Source organism: Chloracidobacterium sp. (assembly GCA_016720705.1).
Classification (GTDB): Bacteria; Acidobacteriota; Blastocatellia; order Pyrinomonadales; family Pyrinomonadaceae; genus OLB17.
Map to the genome: position 1 here is coordinate 429,340 of JADKKB010000007.1, position 15,235 is coordinate 444,574.

Sequence of the window (15,235 nt, forward strand, 5' to 3'; positions counted from 1 at the left end):
CTAGCCTTAATTTCAACGTATTTTGACCGCGTCCGTTTTCACGCCGACAAGGAAGTTTAGCAGTATTATGGGTGATATCGATCTCGTCAATTTAATCAGTCACTTAGTCGTTTATATGGTGGTCTTGCTTCTGGCGATTTCCGCCCACGAGGCCGGACACGCCTGGATGTCTTACAAATACGGCGATGACACCGCATTTATGCTCGGCCGAGTCACGCTCAACCCCGTCAAGCATACTGACCCTATCGGCACACTTTTGATTCCTATACTGGGATTTGTCTTAGGTTCGGCGGGAGGTGCGTTGGGTAGCATTCCACTAATTGGGTGGGGCATACCGACGCCTGTAAATCCGCGAAAGTGGACAAAATACAAGCAGGCGAATGTAATGGTCTCGATCGCGGGCATCGGTGCCAATCTAATACTTGCGACGATCGGATTTGTGATATTCAAGTCACTTCTTGAGTTTCACGTCATTACTGCTGAAAATATCGATTCGGGCTTAATGAAGCCACTGATCATTTTCCTGCAATATATGATCATGCTCAACGTCTCGCTCGCGGTGTTCAATCTTCTACCGTTTCCGCCGCTTGACGGCAGCAAGGTCTTATCGACATTTTTGCCTGCGAGTTTTCAGCCGGTTTTTGCGTTGATGGAGCAATATGGTTTCCTGATCCTTATGCTTTTGGTTTACTGGGGCGTGATCGGTGTCATTATTCGGCCGGTCTTTAGCCTTGTGCAATATTTGCTCCTCACTCCCTGGTTTTAGTTTATGAAGAAACGCATTTTCAGCGGTGCTCAGCCGACAGGTGAGCTACATATCGGGAATTATCTCGGCGCTCTCAAGAATTGGGTGGCATTGCAGGACGAGTACGAATCGTTTTACTGCATTGTAAATCTCCACGCAATAACCTTACCGCAGGACCCACAAAGTCTCAGGCAAAAGACGCTCGACCTCGCTCGAATATATCTCGCCGCAGGTGTTGACCCTAAAAAGGCGACGATATTTATCCAGTCCGACGTTCCCGAACACGCCGAGTTGACCTGGGTTCTATCGTGCATTGCCCGAATGGGCGAGCTCGAGCGGATGACGCAGTTCAAAGACAAAACTAGGAAATATAGGGATGAATCGGGTTCAGGAGATGGAAAAGGTTCGGGTTATGGAGGTGGTCACGGTTCAGGCGGGGGATACGGTGATGGAACCGGAGATGGTTCTGGAAATCGACACGAGTCGGAAATACGGGCGAAGCAGAGGGCCGGTGTCGGGCTGTTTACTTATCCGATCTTGATGGCTGCCGACATTCTGCTTTATCAAACCGACCTTGTGCCGGTCGGGCAAGATCAAAAACAACATCTCGAACTAAGCCGCGATCTGGCAATACGTTTCAACCGCGATTTTGGCGATACATTCAAAGTTCCGGAGCCTTTCATCCCAAAGGCGGGAGCGAATATTAAATCCTTACAGGATCCTGCGAAAAAGATGTCGAAATCAGACGAGAATCCGAATGGTTCGATATTCTTGCTTGACGATGCCGATACGATCACGAAAAAGATCAAAAAGGCCGTTACAGATTCGGGCACCGAGATCAGCTTTGACGAATCTAGACCGGCGATCGCCAATCTTTTAACGATCTATCAGTTACTTACCGGAAAGTCCGCCGAGGATTGTGTTGCTAATTTCGAAGGCAAAGGCTACGGCCAGTTCAAAGGCGAACTCGCCGAGGCAACTATCGAATTCCTACGGCCTTTCCAGGAACGCATTAAAGAATATGACGACGCCACGCTCGGCAATATCCTCAAATCCGGAGCCGAAAAAGCCCGTTCGATAGCAGCGGAAACATTGAAAGATGTCTATTCTCGTACCGGAATTCGTTAGTGTTAATGGCGAGATTTGTAAGTAAGGTTCAAAATGAAAATGAAACTAACTTTCCTGACAACATTGATCCTGCTGGTCAGTTTCGCTTGCACCAGCTACGACGCGTTCATGACCGAATATGACAATGTCTCCAAAGAGACTGCCCAGATCATTGATAAAGAACCAAACAAGGGCGGACTCGATAAGGCGGATGAGTATCTAAAGGCACAAACGGTGATGCTAAAGAAAAAGCTTGCCGAAACGACATCGTGCGAGGTGCTCAAAGAGCAAAAGAAGAAATATTCGCCGCTTCTCGACACGACTTCGGCCAGATTTTCCGATTTGGGTAATAAACACACTGCGATCAGCAAAGAGATCGGAAGATTCAGAACACGAATGATGGTGATCTTGGTCGAACACTATCGTTCAGCAGACAATTGCCAATAATAATATTATAGAATGCCCAACATCATCGTTTACGAAAAACCTACCTGAACGACCTGCCGCAATCTTGCGACGCTGTTTCGTGAAAACGGCATAGATCACGACAAGGTCAACTACTTTAGCCAACCGTTTACCGAGGATGATCTCGGCAAACTGATCGCCAAGACGGGCTTGCGTCCGTTTGATGCACTTAGAAAGGGCGATGCGGCGGTCAAGGAATCCGGCATAACTGTCGAAACGCCTGACGACGATGTCATAGCTCTGATGGTAAAGTTTCCCAACACCCTTCAGCGTCCGATCGTCGAGGTCGGGGAGCGTGCCGTTCTTGCCCGTCCGATCGAAAGGGCATTGGAACTGCTAAAGAAGTAAGAGAAGATTTACCACAGAGTCACAGAGGTCACAGAGGGCATTAAAACAGCGAACGTCCTCGCGATCTTGACTAAACAGATCCCTCTGTTCTCTGCGCTCTCTGTGGCTCTGTGGTGAATCCTAATACTTGTGGTAAAAATATTCTTATGAAATGGATATCGATCGCATTGCTGATTTTGGTGACGCTAATTTCGTCGTGCGATATGCGTAGCGATACGGCAAAACGCGAGATGGAAGATTTTTCGGGCACACCGACGCCGACGATTTTACCGGTACCGACAGAGGCTCCGGTCGATCCGGCAGATGTCGTCAGCATTGACGCGACCCGCGAAAGCGTCGCAATATCGGTCAACGGTTACAAACAGACTATCCCGGCAGTTTGCAAAGCCTTCGAACGTCTGCGGATAAACGGCAACGAAAATATCATTACCGTCAAAGGTCCTTGCCGCCAGATAATGCTCAACGGCGATCGCAATAAAGTTACCGCCGACGCCGCAACCGAATTTGTCCTCAACGGCACCAACAACGCCATCACATATTCTCGCTACGTCAATGGCAAACGCCCGATCATCAACGACAACGCGGACGGCAATACTGTAGAAAAAATTTCGACCAACGCGGTGACATCAAATCAGCCAAAGCGTACCATCATAAAATGAGCTATACCAACGGAAATGGAAATGGAAACGGCAACGGACACGCTCCGAAGCCTAAAAATGTGCTCGGCGGTGTGCTCGAAAGCTGCTGCACTGATCCGATGACCGGATTTTATCGCGACGGATATTGCCGCACGGGCGTTGACGACACGGGACGCCATACGGTCTGTATCGAGGCAACGACCGAGTTTCTAGCTTTTTCAAAAGCAGCGGGTAATGACCTTTCGACTCCGATGCCGCAATATCAGTTTCCCGGCATTGTTGCGGGCGATAAATGGTGTCTGTGTATGCTCCGCTGGCGTGAGGCACTAAATGCCGGAATGGCTCCGCGAGTCTATTTACGGGCTACGCACGAAGCGGCCTTGACCGTAGTTTCGCTCGAGGATCTGAAAGCTCACGCCGTCGATGAATAGATAAATACCGCCGGTCGTCCCCGCTTTGCTTTTTTCCCGCGTCGTTTTGAATTCATTGATTCGTCGGCTCGATATTTTGCGCGAACTCGGCGGATCCGGTCTCGGGCCACCAATGACCGACCATACCCTCATCTTCTCCGGACTTAATCGGTTTGATCCCGTGCTGGTCCAAGACTATCTCTTCATGTGGCTTCTGCAAAATCGCCGGTGGGCTACGTCAATCCAGCAGACGGCACTTTTCGGGTCTTATTCACCGAATAACGGACCATGACCTTTATAAACGGCAAGGGAGGATTAGAACGACGATGTCACTTGAATCTGTAACGCAAGAATGGATGCAACAACTGACGCGGGTTGGGGGAGTTTATACCCTCGCCGCAATTTCAAAAGCGGGTCTGCTCGATGCCTACTATGGTGGGATCATTTCCCTATATGAGGCAACTCAGGGGGGATTGATGTACACGGGTGCAGCGACGGGATCGTTTGCATTGACAGCGGGTTTGCCAGTCGTAACTGCTGTTGGCGTTTGGGTCGCCTTGGGCTCCGGTTATTACCAGGCCCGACAAGAGGCAAAAAGCGAGGAGTCAATGTCCGGATTTTCGCAGGGCTTTGTAATGGCGATCTTGGGCTGGAGATGGAACCAAGTTGCTACTCGTTTTAGTCGGCCTTACATAAGTATCAATGCCTTCGATAGCGAGATGGACTCGATTCGGGTAAACTCATACCACGCTGGTCTCAAAGCAGGGTTTCTTGCCGGCGTAGCTCTGCCAAGCGACGGTAAGAAGTCATTTTCGCGGGTCCTTCGAAAAGCGGGAAATGTTCACGGGCCAAAGGAATGGAGTCGCGATTCGGATATCTCGAGGAATCAGCAAATCAGCTACGTTATAGACATGGCATCCGCAGGGAGGAGGTACAACTTGATCAGATCGGAATGACCGGACATCGAGCAATTGGTTTTGGGCCATTTTGACACCGATCCGTCACTGAGAAATGCAAACAACACCGGAAAAATATACATTTGATTTCGGGAATGAAACAGCGCGGATCGGCGCGGAGTCCGGCGATAACATTACTGTTTCGATAGGCGATTTTGCCGGCCCGCTCGACCTGCTTCTGTTTTTGATCAAACAAGAACAAGCAAATATCTTTGACATCCCGATCGCCCGCATTACCGAAAAGTACCTCGAATATATTCGGCTGATGAAGCGGCTCGACATTTCGGTCGCCGCCGACTTTTTGGTAATGGCCGCGACACTGATCGAGATCAAATCGAAGTTGCTGCTGCCCCGCGATCCTCTGGCCGCCGAGGACGAAGAGATCGACGATCCGCGGCAAGAGCTAGTCGACCGTTTGCTCGAATACGAAAAATTTAAGACCGCCGCCGGAATGCTTTACGAACGCTCGACCATTGAGCAAGCCATCTTTACTCGCGGGCCGATCGAATCAGATGATAATAATGCCGAGATCGACGCGACCGTCTTTGATATCCTTACGGTATTTCAAAAGATAGTTGCCCGGCACGTCGACGAAGTAAAAATGGAGATCGCCCGCGAAGAGATCTCGCTCGCGGATATGATAAAAACGCTCCATCGACGGATAACCGAGACGGGCGAAATAAACTTGCTCAAGTTCTTTGAGGAAATGCACTCGCACCGCGAACTTGTCACCGCATTCATCGCGGTTTTGGAGATCGTCCGGACCGAAGGCGTCAAACTGCTCCAAAGTAAAACATTCGGCGAAATCATTTTGAGAAAAGTATGAACCGCAGAGACGCAAAGGCGCAGAGGAAGATTTCAACCTGGTCGTTTCTTTCTATCTATGTCTACATACGTCCATTTGCGGTTAAATTTCTTTTCCTAACTCTGCTAACAAGTGACTCTGCGGTAAAATTCACGCTATGGAACTGGATGTAATAGAAAAGCAGCTACGATCGCCTGCAGAGCTTATGGCTCTGGTCGAAGCGTTGATATTTGTCGCCGACGAACCCATCACTGCCAAGCTGCTTGCTGAGGTTTTGGACGAAGAACGTGAGAGCATCGAGGCAGCGATCGAAGAAGTCGTCCGAGAATACGCAGAACGCGGCAGCGGCCTGCAACTTCGCGAGATCGCCGGCGGATGGCAACTCGCCACCCGTACGGAACTGCACGACGACGTGCGAAAGTTCCTACGCACACGGCCGTCTGCCAAACTTTCGCTCGCCTCTCTGGAGACGCTTGCGGTTATCGCATATAAACAACCCGTGACCGTGCCGGAGATACTTGAGATCCGCGGCGTCCAATCTGCTTCGGCGATCAAAACCCTTCTCGACAAACGTCTCATCGTCGCCAAGGGCCGCAAAGAAGCCGTCGGCCGCCCGATGATGTATGGCACGTCCAAGGAATTTCTGGTTCAATTTGGGCTGAAAGATCTGTCTGAACTGCCGAGTATCGAGGATTTCGAGGATCTGGTTCAGTAAATTTCCACACCGTGATCACCATATAACAGAGATTTCTAATTGTTTTCTTTGTATCCGCTGTGCCTCTGTGGTGCAATGTCTTATATGCAGGAGAGATTGAACAAACTTATCGCTCAAGCCGGGATCGCTTCGCGGCGGGCGGCAGACGAAATTATTAAGTCCGGCGACGTGACTATCAACGGAGAGATCATCACCGAACTCGGCACCAAGGCTGACCCCGAAAAAGATCACATAAAGGTTCGCGGCAAGCTCATTAATACAAAGATCCAGTCCCGCGTCGATATCTACGTGCTATTAAATAAGCCAAAAGGATATCTCTCGAGCTCTGCCGACCCGGAAGGCCGCAAACTCGTCACCGACCTTGTTAAAAGCCGAGCGAAACTCCATCCCGTTGGCCGACTCGATTACAATACCGAGGGTTTGATCATCCTCACTAATAATGGGGCTTTCACTAATTATGTGGCATCGTCGAAGATGATCCCGAAGGTTTACGACGTCAAGGTCAAAGGACTGCCCAATGCCAACGCTATAAACAAGCTTCGCCGCGGCATTCTGCTCGAGGATGGGTTTAAGACCGCCCCCGCTGAGATCACTGAGTTGACCGCAACCGAAAAGAACGGTTGGTTTGAGGTCACGCTATTTGAGGGACACAATCAACAGATCCGCAAAATGTTCGATGCGATCGGTCATTCGGTCGTAAAATTAAAACGTATTTCGATCGGCCCGATCTCTGACAAGTACTTGCCCGTAGGCGAATCGCGATTGTTGACCGAAGAAGAGGTCCAGTCGTTTCGTGATAACCCGACCGGAAAAAAGAAACCCGCGAGACGATAGGAAATATTTACATCAACGCCCTGTGCTCGACCATCAAGCATAGATCCTGAACAACTTTGATGCCCGCCTGCGCAAGTCGTTCGGCGACCTCGTCGTTCCGAATTCCGAGCTGAAACCATACATACTTTGGCTTTTTGGCAATAATTTCGAGCGTGTGCTTGCGAATGTCGTCCGAACGCCTAAATACATTTAACAAATCGATATCGCCCGGCACCTTACTCAGATCGCGAACTACCGGTTCGCCCAGTATTTCCGTCACGTCGGGATAATAGACCGGCACCGGAATGATCTTGAAACCCGCGTCCTGCATATATTTCGCCACATAAAATGCCGGCTGGCCCGAATGCGATTCAGGCTTGATGCCCAACACCGCGATCGTTTTGGTGTCGCCAAGCATTTCCCGGATCTGCTCGTCTGTTGTTAGCAAGTTCTCTTTCCAATCCATTTCACAATTATACACCTAGCAATCATCGCGTATCGTTAAATTCTTTCGTCGAGATTATCGGTAGAAGTCGAAATTAGTGTGTCGCCCCACACCAATAGTTTCCCCGATTGCCTCAAAACAATTGATTATGCGATGATAACTGTTTGTTATATATATCAACATTATGAACTTTGAACTTTCCGAAGAACAGCTCCAGATCAAATACAGCATTCGCGAATTTGCCGAAAGCGAGATCAAACCCCACGTAATGGAATGGGACGAGACCCAACACTTCCCTGCCGAACTGCGGCCTAAACTTGCTGAATTGGGACTGATGGGAATCCTTTTTCCGGAAGAATACGGCGGTTCCGCAATGGGATATGTCGAATACGCAACGATCATTGAGGAACTCGGACGCGTCTGCGGTTCCGTTGGGCTTTCCGTCGCCGCACATAACTCATTGTGTTCGAATCACATATATATGTTCGGATCCGAGGAACAAAAGCAGAAATACCTAGTGCCGCTGGCAACCGGCGAGAGTTTTGGTGCGTGGGGATTGACCGAATCGCAGGCAGGTTCTGATGCCTCAGGCACCCGAACAAACGCCGTCGGTGTCGATGGCGGTTGGAAGGTGAACGGATCGAAGAATTTTATTACTCACGCGATCGCTTGCAACACTCTGGTCGCCGTCGCTGTGACTGACAAAGATAAAGGCAACCGCGGCATCTCGGCATTTATCTTCGACAAATCGATGGAAGGTTTTCGCTCGGATAAAAAAGAAAACAAGCTCGGAATGCGGGCATCGGAGACTGCGTCGGTGATTTTCGAAGATTGTATCGTCCCCGACGAAAATCGTCTCGGCAATGAAGGCGATGGATTTATGCAGGCAATGAAGGTACTCGACGGCGGGCGTATCTCGATCGCCGCTCTCTCTGTCGGAATTGCTCAGGGAGCGTACGAAGCTGCGGTAAAATATGCGAAAGAACGCGAGCAGTTCGGAAAACCTATTGCAAAGTTTCAGGCCATTCAATTCAAACTCGCGGATATGGCGACCCAGATAGAATGTTCTCGACTCTTGACTCTACAAGCTGCGGCAACCAAAGACGCCGGAAAGCCCGTCACACAAAAATCAGCGATGGCGAAGCTTTTTGCTTCGGAAACCGCAGTCCGCGTTTCCGAAGAATCCGTTCAGATCCACGGCGGTTACGGCTATACGAAAGATTATCCGGCAGAAAAGTTTTGGCGTGACTCCAAGCTTTGCACCATCGGCGAGGGCACCAGTGAGATCCAGAGGGTCGTAATTGCCAAGAATCTCTTGAGTTCGTTTTAGCCAGTTAAATTAAGATAACTATAAGCAGGTGAAAATTTTCAACGTGTCGTTGCATTGATGCAACGCTGTGTTACAATCGTCCTCTGATTTAATTACGAATAAGGAGTTAACACATTTTATGAGCACAAGCACCTCCGCCGGTCCGGGCCGACTGGCAAAAGCATTTTTGGGAGAATTGGAGAACGAAGCGAAGGTCACCCGCCACGTTCTCGAGCGAGTTCCGGCCGACAAATTTGGCTGGAAACCACACGAAAAATCGATGGCGATGGGCAGACTGGCAGTCCACTGTGCGGAAATGTTCGGCTGGACCAAAGAAACACTCAAGAGCGATGCTCTGGATTTTGCCACAATGGACTTTACGCCATTTGAGCCGACTTCTAATGAAGAGCTTCTCGCGTTCTTTGACGATCATATTGCCAAGGCAAAGCTCATTATCAGCGAAACGTCCGACGAGACATTTCTGACTGACTGGACGATGAGAAATGGCGATCAGGTCTATATGACAATGCCAAAGGTCGCTGTGATGCGATCTTTTGTGATGAATCACATTATTCATCATCGAGGACAGCTTTCCGTCTATCTTCGCCTTAATGATATTCCCGTGCCGTCGATGTACGGGCCATCGGCGGATGAGGGCGGAATGTAGTCAGCGAAAGATCGGAATTTTGGGACAGGGCCGCTGTTGCCCTGTCTTTTTTTGCATTCGCCCGAAAGAATGCGAAACTATCAATTTGGTATTGGAATGATGTCGGAACAAGATCTTATACAAAAAGTATTGGCGGGAGACACCCGCTCCGTTGCACGGGCCATTTCGCGAATCGAACGCGGCGCCGAAGGCTCGGCGGCAATGATGAAGAATATATTCCCAAACACCGGTAAGGCGATGATCATCGGCGTGACGGGTTCGCCCGGTGCCGGCAAGTCCTCGCTGGTCGATAAACTCGCTTTACATTACCTCCAAGAGGGCGAGCGAGTCGGGATAATTTGTATCGATCCATCGAGTCCCTTCTCCGGCGGTGCCATCTTAGGCGACCGTATCCGAATGGGCACGATCGGACTGAATAAGAATATCTTCATTCGTTCTATGGCGACGCGGGGCAATCTCGGCGGCCTTTCGCGAGCGACTGTTGACGCAGTCGCCATCCTCGACGCAGCCGGATTTGAAAAGGTCATAGTAGAAACCGTCGGAGTCGGCCAAGATGAGGTCGAGATCGTTAAAGCGGCCGATGTATCGGTCGTCGTACTTGTACCGGGAATGGGCGATGACATTCAGGCGATAAAGGCGGGCATAATGGAGATCGGCGACGTTTTCGTAATAAACAAAGCTGATCGCGACGGTGTCCTTCGCACGAAAAAAGAACTCGAGGCACTGCTCTCCCTCGCACATCGCCCGGATATGTGGCATCCGCCGATAATTCCGACTGTCGCCACTGAAAGCAAGGGCATAGATGAATTGGCAACGGCCATTGCATCGTATTACGAATACCAGTTGCAAGGTGAATCGAGCATCTTGCGCCGTCAGGCAATTGCAAAATGGCGGTTGCTGGAACTTTTACAAGAACGGCTATTGAGTGATCTCTTGATGCAACCCGGAACTACCGAGAAACTCGAAGCACTTTCGCTCGCGGTCGCCGAAAAGCGAAATGATCCGTATTCGGCAATCGACGAGATCATCAAAAAGATATGAAGATCAACCATCTAGGTATTGCCACAAACGGCATCGACGAAGCTCTGAAGTTCTGGCAAGATGCACTCGGACTTGAAAATATACATACCGAGATCGTCGAAGATCAAAAGGTACGAGTCGCGATGCTCCCGCTCGGCGAGAGTCGCATCGAGCTCCTCGAACCGACCAGCGAAGATTCGCCAATATCAAAGTTTCTGGAGAAACGAGGCGGCGGCATTCATCATATTGCGGTCGAGGTCGATGACATTGCGGCATCGCTCGCGAAACTAAAATCGCAAGGTATGCGTTTAATTGATGATGAACCGCGTATCGGTGCCGAGGGTTGTCTTGTGGCTTTCGTTCATCCGACGACGACGGGCGGCGTTTTGCTCGAACTGGTGCAAACACGCCATTGACCGTTTTCATTAGTTTAATTCCCGGCGTTTTGATATTATATCCGTTTGAATTTCATTTGATTTTTTGTAAGTGAGGACTTCGCGAATTGAGCAATTTAACTAAAGGTCTTATTTTAGTCGGCGTGATCATTGCGATCGGTGCTGGACTCGTTGTTTGGAAAAAGAAGGTCGGCGGGCACTCGACCGAATCGTTTAATCAGATCAGCCGCGAAGAGGTCGAAATGTTGCTGGCCGATGTCTCGAAACAGAATCCGGCGATCTTGAAGCGTTTGAACGAAGATCCGGAACTTAAAAAGCAGCAGCTTGAGAGTCTCAGGCAGTTATTGGCGTTTGCCAGCCAGGCCAAGGCTGACGGTTTAACCGCGGAACCCAACAACAAACAGGAACTCGAAAATATTAAGGCTGAGATCACCGCGGTCAACTATGATCGCGAGATGAACAAAGACAAAGGCCCGATGCCGCCGTTTGGGTTCATTACTGAGGATATGATCAATCAGTATTGGGGTGAGGACAACAGCCCCGCAGCACCTACAGGCGGCTTTGCCGGCTTGATGGAGAAGTTGGGACTCGGCACGCCGGCCGAAAGCCGTACTCACGCTGCAGAATTTGAGGATTTTCTGAATACCAAGGTCGCACTTCTCAAGGCCGGTAACCCCGAAATGGCAAACCGCGAGATATCGGAAGAAGAGAAGACTCAGGCCAAAGAAGTTTTCGCTAAGATCCGCATTTATAAGAAAGAGTACGACACCAAGGCCGCAGCCGGCGAAGTACCTAAGGAATTGGTCGACCGCATCAGCCTTCAGGTAAAGCTCCAGCAGGCACAGTTTCTTGCCCGTATCTACTCTGAGACGCTGACAGACAAAATGAAGGTCACGGACGAGGATATTGATAAATATATCGCGGAGCACCCTGAATTGAGCCCAACTGAAAAGCGCAACAAGGCAATGGAGATACTGAACCGTGCTAAGAGCGGTGAGGATTTTGCCGTACTTGCCAACGAGTTTTCCGAAGATCCCGGCAACAAGGGCCCCGAGGCCGGAGCCGGTAAGGGCGGTCTTTATGCCGATGTGCCAAAGGGCCGAATGGTGGCACCTTTTGAAACTGCGGCTCTTGCACTCGAACCCGGACAGATAAGTGCGGAACTAGTTGAGACCGACTTTGGTTTTCACATCATAAAGCTTGAGCGAAAGCTGGGCAAAAAAGATGCAGCAGCCAAGGACGAGACATACGACGTTCGACACATCCTGATCTCAACCAACTTCAAGGATCCCGAAAAGCCGAACGCTCCTGAAATGCCGGTCAAGGAATATGTCCGAACCAAGCTCGAGGCCGACAAGGAAAAAGAACTGGTGGACAAGATCGTCGCGGCAAACAACGTTCAGGTCCCGACCGATTTCACGGTCCCGCAGGTTACCGACGAACAGATGAAGCAGATGCAGCAGATGCAGCAGATGCAGCCGCCTCCGGGATCGGAACCGGGTGAGCCGGGTGAACCTGGCAAACCGGGCAAAGACGGAAAGGAAGTCAAGCCTGCTCCGCCTGCTCCCAAAAAGCCGGAAGTTAAAAAGTAAATGAACCTAGGCGATTACCGCGTCGAGATAATTCCCGACGCGGAGTTCAAATTAGACGGAGGGGCGATGTTCGGAGTCGTCCCTCGCGTCGTTTGGGAACGCGTTTGTCCGGCTGATGATCTGAATCGGATCCGGCTGAATATGAACTGTCTGTTCATTGAAACGCCGAATGAACGCATTTTGATCGAGACCGGCATCGGCGAAAAGTGGACAGATCGCGAAACGGCAATGTACGGCATCGACCGCAAACGGCCGTTTGCTGACTCGCTTGCTACGATCACCGGATATCGGCCCGACGACATCACGATCGTCGTTAATACCCATTTACATTTCGATCACGCCGGCGGAAACACTATCGGCACGAAACTGGACGGCTTTCGACCGCAATTCCCCAACGCCCGCTATTTATTATCGAGGAGCGAGTTCGAACACGCCGAGCACCCGCACGAGCGCGACCGAGCAAGTTATCTGTCTGAAAATTGGCGGCCTATGCAGGAGTCCGGCCAACTCGAGCTAATGCCCGATTCGTACGAAGTCGTCGAAGGCCTCAGATTGGAGCAGATCCGCGGACATTCCGAAACGATGCAGACAGTGAGATTGGATCGCGGCGGCCGCACGCTTTACGGCTTTGCCGATCTGATCCCGACGCGGCACCATTTGCCGCTCGCTTGGATCGCGGGCTTTGACCTTTATCCGGTTGGAACATTGGAATTCAAGAAAAAGATCCTCCCGCAGGCCGTGCGTGAAAATTGGCTTTGTCTTTTCTATCACGACACGCAAGAACCACTTTGCACGCTGACCGAAATAAATGGGAAGATAGCTGTTAGAAAATCGACACTTGGAGCAAATATATGATGAAAACGTTAACTATTATTTCCGTGTTGTTTTTGGCGAGCATGACGGCCCACTTTTCGGTCGCACAAGATAAACCAAGTGATAGAGAAACGCTAATAAAAGCATCCCAAATATTGGAAGTCGAACCGTTTGTTGATAAGGCAAAGGACTTTCGATCGTGGGCGATGCGGTATGTTATCGAAACCGACGATGTCAGCGTCACGATCTGTACGCAAATGTTTTCGGCGACGATGGACAAAAAGAATAAGAACGCCGACGAACTCCTGGCCCAATACACGATTGCGATGGCGGCGTTTAAGCTTAGTGATCCTGTCAAGGCAAAGGATGACAATGCCGCACAATTGGCCGGAATGGAAAGTATGCTTCGTGCCTATGAAAATATGGTCAAGGTTAAGCCCAAAACGAAATTCGCCGCCCTTGATGAACTAGTCAAGAGACGTGATAGCGGCGAATTGAAGAAATTTGTAGAGGGCGCAGAATGCGGCAAGGGCGAGACTGCGCCTGTAAAATAGAAGGGATAAATGGAAAACGTAAATATTGGAATCATCGGCGGCAGTGGTTTGTACCAGATGCCGGAACTCGAAAATGTCCGCGAGATCGCGGTTGATACGCCGTTCGGCAACCCGTCGGATTCGTTTATCGTCGGCGAGTTGGACGGGGTGACTGTGGCCTTTCTGCCGCGGCACGGACGCGGGCACAAACTGACCCCGAGCGAACTGCCCTATCGGGCGAACATCTACGCGATGAAGATGCTTGGCGTCAATTACATCTTGTCGGTCTCGGCGGTCGGATCGCTGCAGCTGCAATATGAGCCGACGGATTTTTTGATACCGGACCAGTTCTTTGACCGCACATTTGCCCGTGCAAAGGAATCGACCTTTTTCGGCAACGGCATCGTCGGGCACGTGACCTTTGCTCACCCGGTCTGCAACGAACTCGGCGACATTCTCGAGGCCTCGTGCCGCGAGGTGGGCGTGACCACCCACCGCGGTGGAACATACATCTGTATGGAAGGCCCGGCGTTCTCGACCAAGGCCGAATCCAACGTTTACCGCCAATGGGGAATGGACGTGATCGGGATGACAAATCTGCAGGAAGCCAAACTCGCCCGTGAGGCGGAGATCGCCTACGCGACGGTTGCTCTAGTCACTGATTACGATTGCTGGTATGAGGGCCACGACGACGTCACCGTAGAGATGGTCATCGAATATCTAAATAAGAACGTCCGCAACGCTCAGCTAGTCCTAAAAGACGCCGTCAAACGCGTTGCCGCTAAAGAGACGCCGAATCAGTTTTCCGGTGCGACCAAGAACGCGATCTTTACGGCCCCCGATCTATGGCCTGCCGAAACGCTGAAAAGCCTCGAGGCGATCATCGGGAAATATCGGTAAGGCCCCGAGATCGTTGGGAAACTCATCGCCGTTTCGCGTCATCTGAAATAAGTTATGAAGACAAAGTCTCTCTTATTCGCCGTCATTATTCTCGGAACGCTAACACTCGGGACGTTTGCCCAGCGCAACGTCACGCCGGCGATCGACCGTGATCCGCTGATGGAAGCGGACGCAAAGCACAATCTCGACGTTGCCTGGCAGGCATTCGGCCCGGCCCGCAAGGCCTACAAGCAGGTTCTGCTCCGGTTCGAAGAGACGTTTGCCGCGTACCCCGAGTTTTCCAAGATCGACGAGTTTCTGTACCTTGCGGGTATGAGCAGCTATTATCTGTCCGAAAACAAAGGCAAGCAAAAGATCGATTACAAATCCGAAAAGGAAAAGGTAAAATTTGCACCTGCCAAACTGCGCGAGGACGCGGTGATGTATTTCGGAATGCTCGTCGAAAAATACCCGCAAAGCAAATACAAGGCCGATGCGGAAACGACTTTGACGGTCTTGAAATCAAAATAAGTTAACCTTAACTTTAGCTAGTGGTCAGCTTGATTCAATAGATCGGGCT

20 protein-coding genes are annotated in these 15,235 nt (G+C 50.6%); 19 read left to right on the forward strand and 1 reads right to left on the reverse strand.

Going from position 1 to position 15,235, the window contains the following annotated elements; genetic code table 11:
- The first annotated feature begins 67 nt into the window (after positions 1-67).
- The 10 genes from IPQ00_09095 (at position 68) to IPQ00_09140 (ending at position 7,023) form a co-directional block, all read left to right on the forward strand.
- Positions 68-766 carry a site-2 protease family protein gene (locus IPQ00_09095; protein MBL0240713.1) on the forward strand — a complete coding sequence of 233 codons (699 nt, stop codon included), beginning with the start codon at positions 68-70 and terminating at the stop codon, positions 764-766.
- A 3-nt stretch (positions 767-769) separates the two neighbouring features.
- Positions 770-1,873 carry a tryptophan--tRNA ligase gene (trpS, locus tag IPQ00_09100; protein ID MBL0240714.1) on the forward strand — a complete coding sequence of 368 codons (1,104 nt, stop codon included), beginning with the start codon at positions 770-772 and terminating at the stop codon, positions 1,871-1,873.
- Between the two features lie 33 nt (positions 1,874-1,906).
- Positions 1,907-2,299 carry a hypothetical protein gene (locus IPQ00_09105; GenBank protein ID MBL0240715.1) on the forward strand — a complete coding sequence of 131 codons (393 nt, stop codon included), beginning with the start codon at positions 1,907-1,909 and terminating at the stop codon, positions 2,297-2,299.
- Positions 2,300-2,467: 168 nt separating this feature from the next.
- Positions 2,468-2,665, forward strand: coding sequence for a hypothetical protein (locus IPQ00_09110; GenBank protein ID MBL0240716.1), 198 nt, complete (start codon positions 2,468-2,470; stop codon positions 2,663-2,665).
- Between the two features lie 146 nt (positions 2,666-2,811).
- On the forward strand, positions 2,812-3,324 hold the full coding sequence (locus tag IPQ00_09115) for a DUF3060 domain-containing protein (protein MBL0240717.1): 513 nt from the start codon (positions 2,812-2,814) through the stop codon (positions 3,322-3,324).
- Entirely contained in the window at positions 3,321-3,734 is a 414-nt protein-coding gene (locus tag IPQ00_09120; GenBank protein ID MBL0240718.1) for a DUF2237 domain-containing protein, read from the forward strand. Before IPQ00_09115 ends, IPQ00_09120 begins: the two co-directional genes overlap by 4 nt.
- Before the next feature lie 305 nt (positions 3,735-4,039).
- Complete coding sequence (locus IPQ00_09125; protein MBL0240719.1) at positions 4,040-4,669, forward strand: hypothetical protein; 630 nt, start codon at positions 4,040-4,042, stop codon at positions 4,667-4,669.
- Between the two features lie 55 nt (positions 4,670-4,724).
- A complete protein-coding gene (locus IPQ00_09130; protein ID MBL0240720.1) occupies positions 4,725-5,495 on the forward strand; it encodes a segregation/condensation protein A in 771 nt (256 codons plus the stop codon).
- Between the two features lie 184 nt (positions 5,496-5,679).
- Complete coding sequence (gene scpB, locus IPQ00_09135; GenBank protein ID MBL0240721.1) at positions 5,680-6,189, forward strand: SMC-Scp complex subunit ScpB; 510 nt, start codon at positions 5,680-5,682, stop codon at positions 6,187-6,189.
- 84 nt (positions 6,190-6,273) lie between these two features.
- Positions 6,274-7,023 (forward strand): rRNA pseudouridine synthase, encoded by a 750-nt coding sequence (locus tag IPQ00_09140; protein ID MBL0240722.1) that lies wholly within the window; start codon positions 6,274-6,276, stop codon positions 7,021-7,023.
- A gap of 7 nt (positions 7,024-7,030) precedes the next feature.
- Here the strand turns inward: IPQ00_09140 and IPQ00_09145 are convergent, their stop codons facing one another.
- Positions 7,031-7,468: a CoA-binding protein gene (locus IPQ00_09145; protein MBL0240723.1), complete on the reverse strand. Its 438-nt coding sequence runs from the start codon at positions 7,466-7,468 to the stop codon at positions 7,031-7,033.
- 163 nt (positions 7,469-7,631) lie between these two features.
- Here IPQ00_09145 and IPQ00_09150 point away from each other — a divergent pair, with 163 nt between their 5' ends.
- From IPQ00_09150 to bamD, 9 genes are all read left to right on the forward strand, one after another.
- Entirely contained in the window at positions 7,632-8,777 is a 1,146-nt protein-coding gene (locus tag IPQ00_09150; GenBank protein ID MBL0240724.1) for an acyl-CoA dehydrogenase family protein, read from the forward strand.
- A gap of 175 nt (positions 8,778-8,952) precedes the next feature.
- Positions 8,953-9,423 (forward strand): DinB family protein, encoded by a 471-nt coding sequence (locus IPQ00_09155; protein ID MBL0240725.1) that lies wholly within the window; start codon positions 8,953-8,955, stop codon positions 9,421-9,423.
- A gap of 96 nt (positions 9,424-9,519) precedes the next feature.
- Positions 9,520-10,464, forward strand: coding sequence for a methylmalonyl Co-A mutase-associated GTPase MeaB (meaB, locus tag IPQ00_09160; GenBank protein MBL0240726.1), 945 nt, complete (start codon positions 9,520-9,522; stop codon positions 10,462-10,464).
- The gene (gene mce / locus IPQ00_09165) at positions 10,461-10,859 is read left to right on the forward strand and encodes a methylmalonyl-CoA epimerase (protein MBL0240727.1); all 399 of its coding nucleotides are present in this window, start codon (positions 10,461-10,463) and stop codon (positions 10,857-10,859) included. The genes meaB and mce overlap by 4 nt, the downstream gene beginning before the upstream one ends.
- 86 nt (positions 10,860-10,945) lie before the next feature.
- Positions 10,946-12,430: a peptidylprolyl isomerase gene (locus IPQ00_09170; GenBank protein MBL0240728.1), complete on the forward strand. Its 1,485-nt coding sequence runs from the start codon at positions 10,946-10,948 to the stop codon at positions 12,428-12,430.
- Positions 12,431-13,285 (forward strand): MBL fold metallo-hydrolase, encoded by an 855-nt coding sequence (locus IPQ00_09175; protein MBL0240729.1) that lies wholly within the window; start codon positions 12,431-12,433, stop codon positions 13,283-13,285.
- Positions 13,282-13,797: a hypothetical protein gene (locus IPQ00_09180; GenBank protein MBL0240730.1), complete on the forward strand. Its 516-nt coding sequence runs from the start codon at positions 13,282-13,284 to the stop codon at positions 13,795-13,797. Before IPQ00_09175 ends, IPQ00_09180 begins: the two co-directional genes overlap by 4 nt.
- Positions 13,798-13,806: 9 nt before the next feature.
- The gene (gene mtnP, locus IPQ00_09185; protein MBL0240731.1) at positions 13,807-14,676 is read left to right on the forward strand and encodes an S-methyl-5'-thioadenosine phosphorylase; all 870 of its coding nucleotides are present in this window, start codon (positions 13,807-13,809) and stop codon (positions 14,674-14,676) included.
- Positions 14,677-14,730: 54 nt separating this feature from the next.
- The gene (gene bamD / locus IPQ00_09190) at positions 14,731-15,186 is read left to right on the forward strand and encodes an outer membrane protein assembly factor BamD (protein MBL0240732.1); all 456 of its coding nucleotides are present in this window, start codon (positions 14,731-14,733) and stop codon (positions 15,184-15,186) included.
- The last annotated feature ends 49 nt before the right edge of the window (positions 15,187-15,235 follow it).